The 14,402-nt window shown below is 64.8% G+C and carries 10 protein-coding genes; 5 read left to right on the forward strand and 5 right to left on the reverse strand.

Annotated elements, in window-relative coordinates:
* Window positions 1–129 precede the first annotated feature (129 nt).
* The 5 genes from ccmE to ATO3_RS08705 all read right to left on the reverse strand — a co-directional run bounded on the left by ccmE (window position 130) and on the right by ATO3_RS08705 (window position 6,916).
* A complete protein-coding gene (ccmE, locus tag ATO3_RS08685; protein ID WP_088649461.1) occupies window positions 130–573 on the reverse strand; it encodes a cytochrome c maturation protein CcmE in 444 nt (147 codons plus the stop codon).
* A gap of 18 nt (window positions 574–591) precedes the next feature.
* Window positions 592–1,620: an N-acetyl-gamma-glutamyl-phosphate reductase gene (argC, locus tag ATO3_RS08690; RefSeq protein ID WP_088649462.1), complete on the reverse strand. Its 1,029-nt coding sequence runs from the start codon at window positions 1,618–1,620 to the stop codon at window positions 592–594.
* A 69-nt stretch (window positions 1,621–1,689) separates the two neighbouring features.
* On the reverse strand, window positions 1,690–2,499 hold the full coding sequence (gene murI / locus ATO3_RS08695) for a glutamate racemase (protein ID WP_088649463.1): 810 nt from the start codon (window positions 2,497–2,499) through the stop codon (window positions 1,690–1,692).
* Between the two features lie 40 nt (window positions 2,500–2,539).
* Window positions 2,540–3,418 (reverse strand): lysophospholipid acyltransferase family protein, encoded by an 879-nt coding sequence (locus ATO3_RS08700; RefSeq protein WP_088649464.1) that lies wholly within the window; start codon window positions 3,416–3,418, stop codon window positions 2,540–2,542.
* A 78-nt stretch (window positions 3,419–3,496) separates the two neighbouring features.
* Window positions 3,497–6,916, reverse strand: a complete 3,420-nt coding sequence (locus tag ATO3_RS08705) for an indolepyruvate ferredoxin oxidoreductase family protein (protein WP_088649465.1) — start codon at window positions 6,914–6,916, stop codon at window positions 3,497–3,499.
* 163 nt (window positions 6,917–7,079) lie between these two features.
* On the opposite strand from ATO3_RS08705, the gene ATO3_RS08710 reads away from it, so the two are divergent.
* From ATO3_RS08710 to ATO3_RS08735, 5 genes are all read left to right on the forward strand, one after another.
* On the forward strand, window positions 7,080–7,985 hold the full coding sequence (locus ATO3_RS08710) for a LysR family transcriptional regulator (RefSeq protein ID WP_088649466.1): 906 nt from the start codon (window positions 7,080–7,082) through the stop codon (window positions 7,983–7,985).
* A 689-nt stretch (window positions 7,986–8,674) separates the two neighbouring features.
* On the forward strand, window positions 8,675–10,939 hold the full coding sequence (locus tag ATO3_RS08715) for a mechanosensitive ion channel family protein (protein WP_088649467.1): 2,265 nt from the start codon (window positions 8,675–8,677) through the stop codon (window positions 10,937–10,939).
* Window positions 10,940–11,264: 325 nt separating this feature from the next.
* Window positions 11,265–11,633, forward strand: coding sequence for a hypothetical protein (locus tag ATO3_RS08720; protein WP_143747249.1), 369 nt, complete (start codon window positions 11,265–11,267; stop codon window positions 11,631–11,633).
* A gap of 192 nt (window positions 11,634–11,825) precedes the next feature.
* Window positions 11,826–13,985 (forward strand): phosphoribosylformylglycinamidine synthase subunit PurL, encoded by a 2,160-nt coding sequence (gene purL, locus ATO3_RS08730; protein ID WP_088649470.1) that lies wholly within the window; start codon window positions 11,826–11,828, stop codon window positions 13,983–13,985.
* Between the two features lie 152 nt (window positions 13,986–14,137).
* Complete coding sequence (locus tag ATO3_RS08735; RefSeq protein ID WP_088649471.1) at window positions 14,138–14,380, forward strand: BolA/IbaG family iron-sulfur metabolism protein; 243 nt, start codon at window positions 14,138–14,140, stop codon at window positions 14,378–14,380.
* Window positions 14,381–14,402: the final 22 nt, after the last annotated feature.

Raw genomic sequence — 14,402 nt, forward strand, 5'->3', positions numbered from 1 at the left:
AACGTTCCCTGCAAATCCTTAAGACCGCGCGGGGCCATCGTGCGTTGCGCGCGTGGAGCTGTCGTGCGTTGCGCGCTGCCCCATACCGGACGACCTGCCCGATCCAAGCGGGCCCGGCGCATCAGGCGATCAGCTGCCCGGCTCCTTGTAGACGCCTTGTTCCTTCAGCGCGTCCACGACTTCCCTCGGCATGTAGGTTTCGTCGTGTTTAGCAAGGATTTCAGTCGCTTCAAAGACACCGTTCACGTAACGCCCGGTCCCGATCATGCCCTGGTTCTCCTCGAAGAGATCCGGCAGCACCCCGGTATAGGTCACCGGGATCGAGGCACCCCCATCGGTCACGGCAAAGCGCACCGTCTCGCCGTCGCCGCGCACCAGCGTTCCGTCCTCGACCAGCCCGCCCAGGCGAAAGACCTCCCCCGGTTCGGGCGGCTCCTCCATCACCTGGCTGGGCGCGCGGAAGTAGTTGATCCCGTCACGAAGGGCATAGCCGATCAGCGCCGTGGACAGCGCCAAGGCGGCAAAAGCGCCGATGATCAGCTGGATTCGCCGCCGTTTCTTCAGCCCCTTCATGACAGGTCCCTCACGTTGTCACGGGAAGATCGGGGCCAGCATCAGCCCCGACGTCTCATCCTCACCTAACATCAGGTTCGCATTCTGCAATGCCTGACCCGATGACCCCTTGGTGAGATTGTCGATGGCCGAGACCACGATCGCCCGGCCCGGAAGCCGGTCGGCCACTACGCCGACATGGCAGAAATTCGATCCGCGCACGTGATGCGTGCTGGGCGCCTCGCCGAAGGGGAGCGTCAGAACGAAAGGTTCGTCCGCGTAAGCCTTTGCCAGCGTATCATGAATCTCCTGCGCGTCGCCCCTGACGTAGCAGGTCATCAGGATGCCCCGGTTGGCCGGAAGCAGGTGCGGGGTCAGTTGCACCCGCACATCGCGGCCCGCGGCCTTGGTGAACTCCTGGTCGAACTCGCCGAGGTGGCGATGTGTCCCACCCATGGAATAGCCGTGATAGCCTTCGGAGAGTTCCGCATGCAGCAGGTTCTCCTTCAGCGACCGCCCCGCGCCCGAGACGGCGGCCTTGAGGTCCATGATGATGTCGTCGAGGTCGATGACCCCGGCCTTCACCAGCGGCATCAGCGCGAATTGCCCGGCCGCCGCGTTGCAGCCCGTACCGGCCACCAGCCGCGCGGACCGGATCTCGTCGCGGTAGAACTCGGTCAGGCCATAGACGGCCTCCTTTTGAAGCTCCAGCGCGGCATGGGGATTGCCGTACCATTTCTCGTAGGCCGCCGGATCGCGCAGCCGGAAATCGGCCGAAAGGTCCACAATCTTCAGGTCGCGCGGCAGGGCCGAAATCACCGCCTGGCTGGTCTTGTGCGGCAGCGCGCAGAAGCACAGGTCGATCTGGCCGAAGTCGATCTCTTCGATCTTCACCAGCGCGGGCAGATCCAGATGGCGCAGGTGCGGGAACACCTCGGCCATGGTCTGGCCGGCCTTGCGGTCCGCCGACAGGGCCTTGATTTCGATGGAGGGATGGCCGGCGATCAGCCGAACAAGTTCGGCGCCGGTATAGCCAGAGGCGCCAAGGATGGCGATGGAATGGGTCATGATATGGTCTCGGACTTCGAATGGGGATGAACCGGTCCGGGCCGGTCGCGAAAGGGGTTCTGGGCAGCGTCAGACCGCCGTGAAGGCAATCTGTCGTCGGAGAAACTGTGTTGCCCGGTCACTGACCTTGCGCGGATCGCCCGTGGTCACGAAGCCGGCCGCGCCCCCGCCCAGCATGTTGGGATGGCGCTCCAGATAATCGGCCAGGCTGGAGGCGACGAGGTTCGCCTGCGAGAATACCTCAACTTTGGGCCCCAGCGCCTCCTGAAAGGTCTCTTCCAGCATCGGGTAATGGGTGCAGCCCAGGATCGCGGCCTCGGGCTCGGGCATCTTGCGCTTCAGCGCATCCACGTGGGACCGCACCAGCGCCTCTGCCAGGATCAGGTCGCCCTCTTCGATCGCGTCGACCACACCGCCGCAGGCCTGCGCCTCGACATCGACACCGATGGCGCGAAAGGCCAGTTCCCGTTGAAACGCCCGACTGCGCACGGTCGCGGGCGTGGCAAACAGCGCCACGTGTTTCACGGCGACCTCGCGCGGCGGGGAATTGTCGCCCCATTGCCGTTCGGTCAGCGCCTCGATCAACGGCACGAAGACCCCGAGCACGCGCTTGCCCGGCGGCACGCCTTCCTCCTGGATTCGCCGCAGACCGGCCGCCGAGGCCGTGTTGCACGCCAGGATCACCAGGTCGCAGCCATTGTCCCACAGCCAGCGCACGGCGGTTTTCGTCAGCTGATAGACATCGTCGGGTTCGCGCACGCCATACGGCGCGTTGGCCGAATCCGCGTAATAGAGGAACGGCACGTCGGGCAGACGCTTGGCGACGGCATCAAGGACGGTCAGGCCGCCCAGGCCGGAATCGAAAATGCCGACGGACATGGGGTTCGCAGCTGGCTCCAAGGGATGTGCGCCCGAGAGATCAGGCGCGGTGTCTTTCTTCGAATTCAAAGCCGTATTCGTCGGTACGAAGCGGCCTTGGCGAAAGCTCATACGTCGATTTGCGCAGGAAATCCATCATCGCTTTGCTGTCTTTTGCAAGCGGATCCAGACGGTCACGCCCGATGGGGTCCCCGATCACCACACGCACGGGCGCATCGACCCGTTTGCGGAACTCCTTGATCAAAAGCCCCATGCGCAGCGTGTAGTGAATGTGACTGGCCAGCTGGAACAGCCGGGAATTGGCGCCCTCGAAGAAGATCGGCACCACGGTCGCGTCGCTCTTGGCGACCATGCGCGCGGTAAAGCCGCGCCAGCCCGGATCCATGGGCCGCGAAAACGGCTTGGCCGCGGTCGAGACGGTGCCGCCCGGAAAGACGCCGATCGCCCCGCCCTCGCCCAGGTAGCGCAGCGATTCCTTTCGGGTTTCGATATTGGTCTTCACCGCCTCCTTGGTCTCATCGAACGAGATCGGCAGGATGATCCGGTTCAGATCCTCGGCCTTGCGAAAGACCCGGTGCGCAAGGATGCGGAAATCGCCGCGCGTGACCGACAGGATATGCCCCATCATCAGCCCGTCGAGGATCCCGTAGGGATGGTTGGCGATCAGGATCAGCGGCCCGGTCCGGGGGATGTGATCGAGCGATCCGCCGATCACGTCCAGCGTCAGCCCGTAGCGGTCGACCATCACGCCCCAGAAATCCCGCCCCGCCGCGACATCCGCTTCATACCCGTCGGCTCGGCGGATCAGGCGCATGCGCCCTGTGGTGTTTTCCATGATGCGGATCATGGCGCGGCCGGACTTGGTGGCGGCCGAATTCGCGTAGGTGATATCGCGAACAACGTGACGACGCGACGGCATCTGTCTCTCCGTGAACCTCCTGACCGATACATCGGTCAGGGGTTCAATCTACTGCCTTCGCTTACGCTGCGACAGTCCCTATTCCGCCGCACTCTTCATGTCCGGCCCGCCGGAGCGGATGGCGGCCAGCAGCTCTTCGCGCCGTTTTGCGGCCTTCTGCTCGTTGGCCAGCTTGACCGGGCCGAAGCCGCGGATCTCAAGCGGCAGCCGGGCCAGCGCTTCGACCGCGTCGCGGGTAGCGGGGGTCACATGGGGCAGGAATTCGGCCATGTCGCTTTCGTATTGCGCGATCAGCGCCCGTTCCATGCGGCGTTCGTCGCTGCGGCCGAAGATGTCCAGAGGCCCGCCGCGCAGGATCTTCATCCAGGTCAGCATCCGCAGCGGCACCCGCATCCATTCGCCGAACTGGCGCTTGGCCGGACGGCCGTCGTCGCCCTCCTTCGACAGCACCGGCGGCGCCATGTGGTAGGTCATGCGGAACGCGCCGCCGAATTCGGCCTCGGCCTTGCTCCGGGTGTCCAGCAGCAGGCGCGCGACCTCGTATTCGTCCTTGTAGGCCAGCAGCTTGTGATAGCCGAGCGCCACGGCCTCCTTCAGGCCCTTGTCCTCGATCCCGTCGACCATGTCGCGGTAGCGTTTCGCCAGCCGCCTGGACTGGTACTTCACCAGATGATCGGCGCGGAAGGCGATCCGGTCTTCGAGCGATTTCGGCATCTCGACCACCTTGTCGGTCAGGATGTCCTTCGCCTCCTGCGGGTTCAGCACCGCCCAGCGACCGATCTCGAAGGCGCGCTTGTTGCGCTCCACCGCGGCGCCGTTCAGCTCCACCGCTTCCATGATCGCCTCATGCGACAGCGGCACAAGACCCTGCTGCCATGCGGCGCCGAACACCATCATGTTGGAATAGATGGAATCGCCCAGCACCGTCTTGGCCAGGTCCGAGGCATCGAAAAGCGACAGCCGCTCCTTCATCCGTGCCTCCAGCGCCAGGGCAAGCCGGTCCGACGGCAGAGAGAATTCGGTGTTGCGGGTGAAATCGCCGGTAATGATTTCGTGGCTGTTGACGACGGCGCCGGTGCGGCCGGGCCGCGTCAGCCCCAGCGTCTTGGCCCCGGCGCTGACCACCAGGTCGCCGCCGATCAGCGCGTCCGCCTCGCCCGTGGCGACCCGGATGGCGCTAATATCTTCGGGCTTTTCACCAATGCGGCAATGGATATGCACCGCGCCGCCCTTCTGGGCGAGGCCGGCCATCTCCATCATGCCGGCGCCCTTGCCGTCGATCTGTGCCGCCTGCGCCATCACGGCGCCGATGGTCACCACGCCGGTGCCGCCGACGCCGGTGATCACCACGTTCCAGGTGCCGTCGATCGTGGGCAGCACCGGGTCCGGCATGTCGGGCAGCGTCAGCTCGGTCGTGGCCTCCTTGCGCACCTTGGCGCCTTCCAGTGTCACGAAGGAGGGGCAGAACCCCTTGAGGCACGAGAAGTCCTTGTTGCAGGCCGACTGGTCGATGGCCCGCTTGCGACCGAGTTCCGTCTCTTTCGGGACGATCGCGACACAGTTCGACTGAACCCCGCAATCGCCGCAGCCCTCGCAGACATCGGTGTTGATGAAGACGCGCTTGTCCGGATCGGCGAAGTTGCCCCGTTTGCGGCGGCGCCGCTTCTCGGCTGCGCAGGTCTGGATATAGACGATGACGGACACGCCCTCGACCTCGCGCAGGCGCTTCTGGACGCTCTCCATCTCGGCGCGTTCGTGGAATTCGAGCCCCTTGGGGAAGGTCGACTTGTCGACATCCTCCTTCTCGTCATAGACGACGACCACCTCCTTCACGCCCATGGCGCGGACCTCGTCGACGATGCGCTGGGGCGACAGCCCGCCCTCGTTCGCCTGGCCGCCCGTCATGGCAACGGCGTCGTTGTAGAGGATCTTGTAGGTGATGTTGGTCCCGGCAGCCTTGGCCGCGCGGATCGCCTGGATGCCGGAATGGTTGTAGGTCCCGTCGCCCAGGTTCTGGAACACGTGCTTGGTGGTCGAGAACGGCGCCTCGCCGATCCAGTTCGCGCCCTCGGCCCCCATGTGGGTGAACCCCAGTGTCTCGCGGTCCATCCACTGCGCCATGTAGTGACAGCCGATCCCGGCATAGGCGCGCGACCCGTCGGGCACCTTGGTCGAGGTGTTGTGCGGGCAGCCGGCGCAGAAATACGGCACCCGGTTGGCGATTTCCTGCGCGTTGTCGTTGCGCCGCGCCTCTTCCAGCGCGCGGATGCCGGCCTTGATGCCTTCGGTCTCGCGCCCCTCTTCCACGAGGATGTCACCCAGTTTCTGCGCGATCAGGATCGGATCCAGCGCGCCACGGGTCGGGAACAGCTCTTCGCGGTGCATCGCGCCCGAACCGCCCTTGTACCAGCCATAGACGCGGCGGCCGCGGCGGTCGTCAAAGATCGCCTCCTTGATCTGCACCTCGATCAGCTTGCGCTTCTCTTCCACCACGACGATCAGGTCGAGCCCCTCGGCCCAGTCGTGGAAGCCCTTCATGTCCAGCGGGAAGGTCTGGCCGACCTTGTAAAGCGAGATGCCCAGGCGCTCGGCCTCGTTCTCGTCGATGTTGAGCAGCGACATGGCATGGACAAGATCCAGCCAGTTCTTGCCCGCGGCGACAAAGCCGATCTTGGCGCCGGGCTTGCCCCACATGCGCTTGTCCATGCCGTTGGCGCGGGAAAACGCCTCGGCCGCAAAACGCTTGTGGTCGATCATGCGCGTTTCCTGATCGGCGGGCGTGTCCTGCAGGCGGATGTTCAGCCCGCCCGGGGGCATGTCGAACGGCGGCGTGACCAATTGCACCCGATCGGGCCTGCCATCGACGACGGCGGTCGTCTCGATCGTGTCCTTCATCGTCTTCAGGCCGACCCAGAGACCGGCGAAGCGCGACAGCGCGATGCCGTAGATGCCGTAATCCAGGATCTCCTGCACGCCGGCGGGGCTGACGACCGGAATATAGGCATCCAGCATCGCCCATTCCGACTGGTGCAGCACGGTCGAACTTTCGCCGGTATGGTCATCGCCCATGGCCATCAGCACGCCACCCAGCGGCGCGGTGCCGGCCATGTTGGCATGTTTCATCGCGTCGCCCGACCGGTCCACGCCCGGCCCTTTGCCGTACCAAAGGCCAAAGACGCCATCGAACTTGTTCTCGCCACGCAGGGCGGCCTGCTGGCTGCCCCAGAGCGCGGTGGCGGCGAGATCCTCGTTCATGCCCGCCTGGAAGGTGATGTCATACGCGGCCAACGGCTTGGCGGCGCGGAGCATCTGCATGTCCACGGCGCCCAGCGGCGAGCCACGGTAACCGGTAACGAGGCCTGCGGTGTTATGTCCCGCCGCCCTGTCACGCGCCTTCTGCATCATCATCAGCCGGACCAAGGCCTGTGTGCCATTCAGCAACACCGGGCTTTTTTCGAGGTCGAACCGGTCGTTGAGGGAAATCTTTTGGTGAGTCATCTGGCTCCTCCCGTCCGGGTCATTTATTCATCAAGCGAGACCAATGTTAGGTCAACTATACTGACCTGAACAGTGTTTTCTATTAAAGCACCCTGTACAAGGGTATCTTAAACCATAGGTACGATGATCGGCGACACGGTCTCGTGTAGATGTGAGCGGCGGTATGGACTGGGACAAGCTGAGAATTTTTCACGCGGTGGCGGACGCCGGCAGCCTGACCCATGCCGGGGACAAGCTCAACCTGTCGCAATCTGCGGTCAGCCGCCAGATCCGCGCGCTCGAGGAAAGCCTGGGCGCGATCTTGTTCCACCGCCATGCGCGGGGGCTGATCCTGACCGAACAGGGTGAATTGCTGTTCGACGCGACCCGGTCGATGTCCAAGCGCCTTGAGGCCGCCGCCGCGCGGATCCGCGACAGCGAGGAAGAGGTCTTTGGCGAGCTGCGCGTGACCACCACGACCGGGTTCGGCACGCTCTGGCTGGCCCCGCGCCTGCCCAAACTCTACGAGAAATACCCGAACCTGAAGGTCGATCTGATGCTGGAAGAGCGCGTGCTCGACCTGCCCATGCGCGAGGCCGACGTGGCGATCCGCATGAAGGAGCCTTCGCAGGCCGACCTGATCCGCAAGAAGCTGATGAACGTGCAGATGCGGCTTTATGCGTCGCGCGATTACCTGGATCGCGAGGGCGAGCCGGAGGATATCGCCGATATCTCCGAACACCGGCTGATCTCGCAGAACACGCGGTCCGCCCAGGTGGCCGCCGGCGCGCTGCTGACGCAGCACCTGATGACGTTCAACCCGCGCTCCCTGCTGACGGTGAACAACTACTTCGGCGTGTTGCAGGCCGTGCTGAACAACCTGGGGATCGGCGTGTTGCCCGATTACCTGGCGCAGGACTTCCCCGCGATGGTCCGGGTGCTGCCCGATATCGAATCGGCACCGGTGCCGACCTTCCTCGCCTACCCCGAGGAACTGCGCCATTCCCAGCGCATCGCCGCCTTCCGCGACTTCATCCAGGACGAGGTCATGGCCCACCGCAAGCAGCTGCGCGAGCTCGAACAGGTCTGAGTCCCCGCGCGCCGGGGTCACCAGCCACGTTGCATTTGCGTCACACCCACGGGTGGGAGCCAGAGCTGTGGCCTGACCTTCCCCGTCCCTCACTCTGCCCGCGCCTGTTCGGTCCAAGGGACCGATCCACGCGGCATGCCCCGATATCAAATGCTTAGGCTTCGCGCGGGCCGATCCGGGGCCGAGGGCGGCCGCGAGCCATGCAATGAGCGCATGACAGGCTTGAACTCGATTCGTTCGTTCACACTTGATCGTTCGCGGCGCGCCCCCTAAATGCGCAGTTGAAGGTGCTAACGCTCACCTGAGCAGCATCTTCATACCTCCCTGTTGGACTTCGGCCGAGCTTAGTGCTCGGCCTTTTTTTTGGCGCTGCGCCCGCCGGGGGACATCGGGGCTCGGTCCCGCACGGCTCCCCAAGGCGCGCGGCGGCGCGACTCACCTTGCGTCAACGCCGGCCCGCAGCCGGTCCATGGCGCGCGCGGCGGCGCAATATGGCAGGCCGGTGCAAGGGCCGTGACAGACCTGCGGCAGGCGCCGGGCGTGGACGGCAACAATGGCGTCAAACGTCGCTACTTTCACACAGACATTGGCAAATCCGGCCCTGCGCCGCGGGTCTTGTTGCGGCAGGCCGAAGTGTTGATACGGTAAGCGCGATTGTTAACGATCCAGCGTACCCAAGGTGGTCATCCATGCTATCCCTGTTCCGAATATTGACGATCGCCTGCGCGGTGCTCACCGCTGCAGTCGGCGCCCAGGCCCAGATGGTGCCAGGCACTGCCTCCACGGCGTCGTCCTCGGGGGCGTCCTCTGCGCCCCCCGCCCTGCCCGATCCGCTGACACCCGACGCGGTGCAGGCCATGGTGGCGCGGATGTCGGACGACCAGGTGCGCGGCATGCTGCTGGACCGGCTCGACGCGGTCGCTCAGGAGCAATCGGGCACCACAGAGCCGGACACATTCACCCATGACGTCTTCGTGGGCTGGCAGGCCTTCAGCAGTTCCATCACGACCGCCGTTCAGCGCCTGCCCGTGCTGATCTCCGGTCAGGGCCGGGCCATCGGCGGCTTCTTCTCGACCTACGGTGTCGGGGGCGCGCTGCTGATGTTCCTGCTGATGGCGGTCATCCTGGGCGTCGCCTACGGGGCCGAGAAACTCGTCGCCATGCAGTTCAAGCGCTGGCAGAAGGCGCCCGAGGCCGATGCCGGGACCGAGGACAACCTGCTGGAGACGGTCAAGTTCCTGGCCCGCCGCTTCATCCGCGAGATCATCGGGCTGGCCGCCTTCTACCTTGTGACGCGCATCATGGGTCGCCTGATCCTGACCCCCGAACAGATCACCTTCGCCGCGCCCTTCGTGACCTACCTGATCTGGATGCCGCGCCTGGCTGCCGCCGTGGCCCGCTTCGTGCTGGCCCCCAGTCGGCCGGACAAGCGCCTGCTGGCGGTCAACGACCACTGGGCCACCTATCTGAAGCGCAACATCGTCGGTCTCGTCCTGCTGGGCGGGCTGACGATCTTCGTCGTGGACTTCAACGCGCTCTTCGGCGTCCATGCCGGCCAGACCCGCATCGGCTTCTGGTTCGACAGCGCGGTCTATGTCTACATCATCATCATCGCCCTTCAGGCCCGCGAGGCGCTGCAGGGCATGATGCTGGGCGACGTTGAAAACCCGACGCGGTACGAGCGGATGATCTCGCGCGCCTATCCCTGGTACGCGATCACGGTCGCGGTGATCATGTGGATCATCGTCAACACCCTGATCGGCATGAACCAGGTCACGATGCTGCTGGGCGGCGCGCATTACAAGACGATGTTCTGGCTGCTGGTGGCACCGCTTCTCGACACGATGATCCGCGGGCTGACCCGGCACCTGGTTCCGCCGATGATCGGCGAGGGTCCGGTGGCCGAACAGGCCCACGAGGCGACCAAGCGCAGCTATATCCGCATCGGCCGTGTCATCCTGGTGGCCGTGGTGGCGATGATCATCCGCGACATCTGGAACATCAAGCTGACCGGCCAGGAAAGCTTTGGCGCCGACCTGATCGAATTCGTGATGACCTGTGCCGTGGGCTACATCGCCTTCGAACTGGCCGCGCTCTGGGTCAACCGCAGGCTCGCCCGCGAGCAGACGTCCATGGCCAGCCCGGCCGAGACGGAGAGCGGCGGCGAAGGCGGTGGCGCGGGCCGTTCGCGGCTGACGACGGTGCTCCCGCTGGTGCTGGCCGCCGTTCAGGTCGCGATCATCGTCGTCTTCGCCCTGCTGGCCATCGGCTCGCTCGGGATCGACACGACGCCGCTTCTGGCCTCGGCCGGGATCCTGGGTCTGGCCATCGGCTTCGGCGCGCAGAAACTGGTGTCGGACGTGGTGTCGGGGATCTTCTTCCTGATCGACGACGCCTTCCGCGTCGGCGAATATGTGGATGTCGGCGGCGGCACCACCGGTACGGTCGAGAAGATCTCGATCCGCTCTTTCCAGCTGCGCCACCATCGCGGGCCCGTGCACACGATCCCCTATGGCGAGATCCAGAAGCTGACGAACTTCAGCCGCGACTGGGTCATCATGAAGCTGAAATTCACCGTGCCCTTCGACACCGATCCCAACAAGGTGAAGAAGATCTTCAAGAGGATCGGCGCCGAGATGCTGTCCGACCCGCTCTACAAGGACGACTTCCTCGAGCCGTTCAAGAGCCAGGGCGTGTTCGATTTCGACGATGTCGGCATGGTGATCCGGGGCAAGTTCATGGCCAAGCCCGGCACTCAGTTCACGATCCGCAAGGAGATTTACAACCGCGTGAAGGACTACTTCAAAGAGGCCGGGATCGAATTTGCCCGCCGCGAGGTGCGCGTCGCAATTCCCGCACGGGATGACGAACACCTGACCGAGGACGACCAGGCGGCGATCGCCGCCGCCGCGGGTGCCGCGATCCAGCAGCAGGAAAACCAGGGCGAGAAATAAGCCCGCCCGATTCTCCGGATCGCCCCGGCGCCCAAATACCCTCGTCCGCGCCTCCACCGGCGGCGCGGACAGAGTCTCCGGACCGCTCAGTCCCGGCCACCGCCCCCACCATCCCCGTCCGCCTCATTGGCATAAGTTATGCTGGTTCACGGTCCGGCTGCCCCTCAAGATCAGGGCATAAAGCGGGAATTTTCGTTTACGTAAGGTCACTTAACCCGCCCCGCCTCCTGCGCGCCCCGAGCGATTTGGATTTATTAAAAAATTTGTGCAACCAAATCAGGTCTTTCGAGTTATACTTCGAGAAAAGCACCGAAGGGGAAAGACAATGCAACGCCTTGTTATGACTTCTATCTTGGCACTCGGCATGGCAGCGGGCGCAACCGCCCAGGTGGTGTCCGAGGACACAGCCGGATCGACCGAAAGCAGTTATGAAAAGACACTCGAGTTCATTGGCAACCCTGTCTACACCTCGGACGGTATCCGCATCGGCGTCGTCGGCGAGGCAACCACCGACGTCAATGGCAGCCGCATGATCCTCGTCAATTTCGACGATTCCTTCATCTCGGATTACGCCGGCTGGCGCTTCATGCTGGACGACCGCTGGAAGTCGACCGGCCAGCTGGAAGTGCTTTGGACCGCAGATCAACTGCGCAGCTGGATCGACGCCAACGGCGCCCAGCAGTCCGGCAACTGAACAGCGGCCGGAATCGCGACTTAAAGCTGCTGACCAACCGGATCGGATCGGGACAGGCCCTGCCTGTCCCGTAGGCCCGGCGCACAAGCCTCCTTGCTTCGGCGGGAGGCTTTCGCGCGAAAGGCTTTCACCTTGGCCAACGCTTCGGTAAAGGACCAGACCAACGGGAATGGGACAAAGGAAGCGCGCGCCATGTCGGAGCCCGCCATCACGCCGGAACTGATCGAAGCTCATGGGCTCAAGCCCGAGGAATACGCGGACATCCTGCGAATCCTCAATCGAGAGCCCAATTTCACCGAGCTCGGGATCTTCTCGGCAATGTGGAACGAGCATTGCTCCTACAAGTCATCGAAGAAATGGCTTCGGACGCTGCCGACCGAGGGGCCGCAGGTGATCTGCGGACCGGGCGAAAATGCCGGAATCGTCGATATCGGCGATGGCCAGGCCGTGGTCTTCAAGATGGAAAGCCACAACCACCCCTCCTACATCGAACCCTACCAGGGGGCGGCCACCGGCGTCGGGGGCATCCTGCGCGATGTCTTCACCATGGGCGCACGGCCCGTCGCCGCGATGAACTCGCTCAGCTTCGGTGAGCCGTCGCATCCCCGGACGAAGACGCTGGTCTCCGGCGTGGTGGCCGGTGTCGGCGGCTACGGCAATGCCTTCGGCGTGCCGACCGTGGGCGGCGAGGTGCGATTCCATTCCGCGTACAACGGCAACTGCCTCGTGAACGCCTTTGCCGCCGGCATCGCCGAGACCGACAGCATTTTCTATTCCGCCGCCTCCGGTGTCGGTATGCCGGTGGTCTACCTCGGCGCCAAGACCGGCCGCGACGGTGTCGGCGGGGCCACCATGGCCTCGGCCGAATTCGACGATACCATCGAAGAGAAGCGCCCCACCGTGCAGGTCGGCGACCCTTTCACCGAGAAGCGCCTGATGGAGGCCTGCCTGGAGCTGATGGCCACCGGCGCGGTGATCTCGATCCAGGACATGGGCGCGGCTGGCCTGACCTGTTCGGCGGTCGAGATGGGCGACAAGGGCAACCTTGGCATCAAGCTCGACCTCGACAAGGTGCCGACGCGCGAGACCGCGATGACCGCCTACGAGATGATGCTGTCGGAAAGCCAGGAGCGCATGCTCATGGTGCTGCGCCCCGAGAAGGAGGCCGTGGCCAAGGCCGTCTTCGACAAGTGGGACCTGGATTTCGCCATCGTGGGCGAGACGATCCCCGAGGACCGCTTCGTCATCATGCATGGCGGAGAGATGAAGGCCGACCTGCCGCTGAAGGCGCTGTCGGGCGAGGCTCCGGAATACGACCGCCCGTGGGAGGCGTCCGAGCCGCCCGAGCCGATGGCCGACGTGCCGCAGATCGACCCGATCGACGGGCTCAAGGGCCTGATCGGCAGCCCGAACTACGCGGCCAAGCAATGGGTCTATGAACAATACGACAGCATGGTCATGGCCGACACGGTGCGCAACCCGGGCCTGGGTGCCGGGGTGATCCGGGTTCATGGTACCGACAAGCTCTTGGCCTTCACCTCGGACGTGACACCCCGCTACGTGGTGGCCGACCCGGTCGAGGGCGGCAAGCAGGCCGTTGCCGAAGCCTACCGCAACCTCTGCTCCGTGGGCGCGCGGCCGCTGGCCAGCACCGACAACATGAACTTCGGCAACCCCGAAAAGCCCGAGATCATGGGCCAGTTCGTCGGCGCCATCCAGGGCATCGGCGCGGCCTGTTCCGCGCTCGACATGCCGATCGTGTCGGGCAACGTCTCGCTTTACAACGAGACCGACGGAGAGCCGATCCTGCCGACGCCGACGATCGGGGCGGTCGGGCTGATCCCGTCGTCGGACCAGCTGATCGAAGGCACGGCCCGCGAAGGCCACCTGGCGATCATGGTCGGCGAAAGCACCGGTCACTTGGGCCGCTCCGCCCTTCTGGCCGAGGTCTTCAACCGCGAGGACGGCACGCCGCCTGCCGTGGACCTGGAGGCCGAGAAGCGCAACGGCGAGTTCATCCGCGACAACGTCTCGCTGATCCGCGCCTGCACCGACCTCAGCGACGGCGGGCTGGCAATGGCGGCCTTCGAGATCGCCGAGGCCAGCGGCGTGGGCGTGCAGCTTGACGACGACGCGACGCCGACGCTCTTTGGCGAGGACCAGGCGCGCTATCTGATCGCCTGCAACTGGGATTGCGCCGAAGAGCTGATGATCCGCGCCGGTCAGGCCGGGGTGAAGATCGCCACCGTGGGCAAGTTCACCGGCGATACCGTTCGCTTCGGCAAGGCGGAGGCCCCGCTCCAAGAGCTCTCCGCCCTCTACCGTGGCGCTTTCGCAGAGGCGCTCGGCTAAGGCGCTGTATCCCCGGCCGCAGGGATCGCGTGACGTGCCCGGGATGCTCGGGTCACGCCCTTCTGCGCCCTATCCTCACCGGCCCGCCCCCGCGCCTTGCGCCGGGACGGGCCCCGTCCTAAAGTCCCACTCCGAGCAGGGAGACCGCATCCATGGCCATGCAAGCCCATGAAATCGAAGCGCTGATCCGGGAGAGCTTTCCCGAGGCAAAGATCACCATCACCGACCTTGCCGGCGACGGAAATCACTACGCGGCCGAGGTCATCGACGAAAGCTTTCGCGGCAAGAACCGGGTGCAGCAGCAGCGTGCCGTCTATGCCGCGCTGAAGGGCAAGATGGACGGTGCGCAGGGCGAATTGCACGCCCTCGCCCTGACGACCAAGGCGCCGGCCTGAGCCCGGGACTGTCCTTTAGACC

It is taken from the genome of Marinibacterium profundimaris, assembly GCF_002210095.1.
GTDB lineage: Bacteria > Pseudomonadota > Alphaproteobacteria > Rhodobacterales > Rhodobacteraceae > Marinibacterium > Marinibacterium profundimaris.

Bases quoted from the DNA above. Each gene is read 5' to 3' on its own strand.
- ccmE (WP_088649461.1), bottom strand. From the start codon at position 573: ATGAAGGGGCTGAAGAAACGGCGGCGAATCCAGCTGATCATCGGCGCT.
- argC (WP_088649462.1), bottom strand. From the start codon at position 1,620: ATGACCCATTCCATCGCCATCCTTGGCGCCTCTGGCTATACCGGCGCC.
- murI (WP_088649463.1), bottom strand. From the start codon at position 2,499: ATGTCCGTCGGCATTTTCGATTCCGGCCTGGGCGGCCTGACCGTCCTT.
- ATO3_RS08700 (WP_088649464.1), bottom strand. From the start codon at position 3,418: ATGCCGTCGCGTCGTCACGTTGTTCGCGATATCACCTACGCGAATTCG.
- ATO3_RS08705 (WP_088649465.1), bottom strand. From the start codon at position 6,916: ATGACTCACCAAAAGATTTCCCTCAACGACCGGTTCGACCTCGAAAAA.
- ATO3_RS08710 (WP_088649466.1), top strand. From the start codon at position 7,080: ATGGACTGGGACAAGCTGAGAATTTTTCACGCGGTGGCGGACGCCGGC.
- ATO3_RS08715 (WP_088649467.1), top strand. From the start codon at position 8,675: ATGCTATCCCTGTTCCGAATATTGACGATCGCCTGCGCGGTGCTCACC.
- ATO3_RS08720 (WP_143747249.1), top strand. From the start codon at position 11,265: ATGCAACGCCTTGTTATGACTTCTATCTTGGCACTCGGCATGGCAGCG.
- purL (WP_088649470.1), top strand. From the start codon at position 11,826: ATGTCGGAGCCCGCCATCACGCCGGAACTGATCGAAGCTCATGGGCTC.
- ATO3_RS08735 (WP_088649471.1), top strand. From the start codon at position 14,138: ATGGCCATGCAAGCCCATGAAATCGAAGCGCTGATCCGGGAGAGCTTT.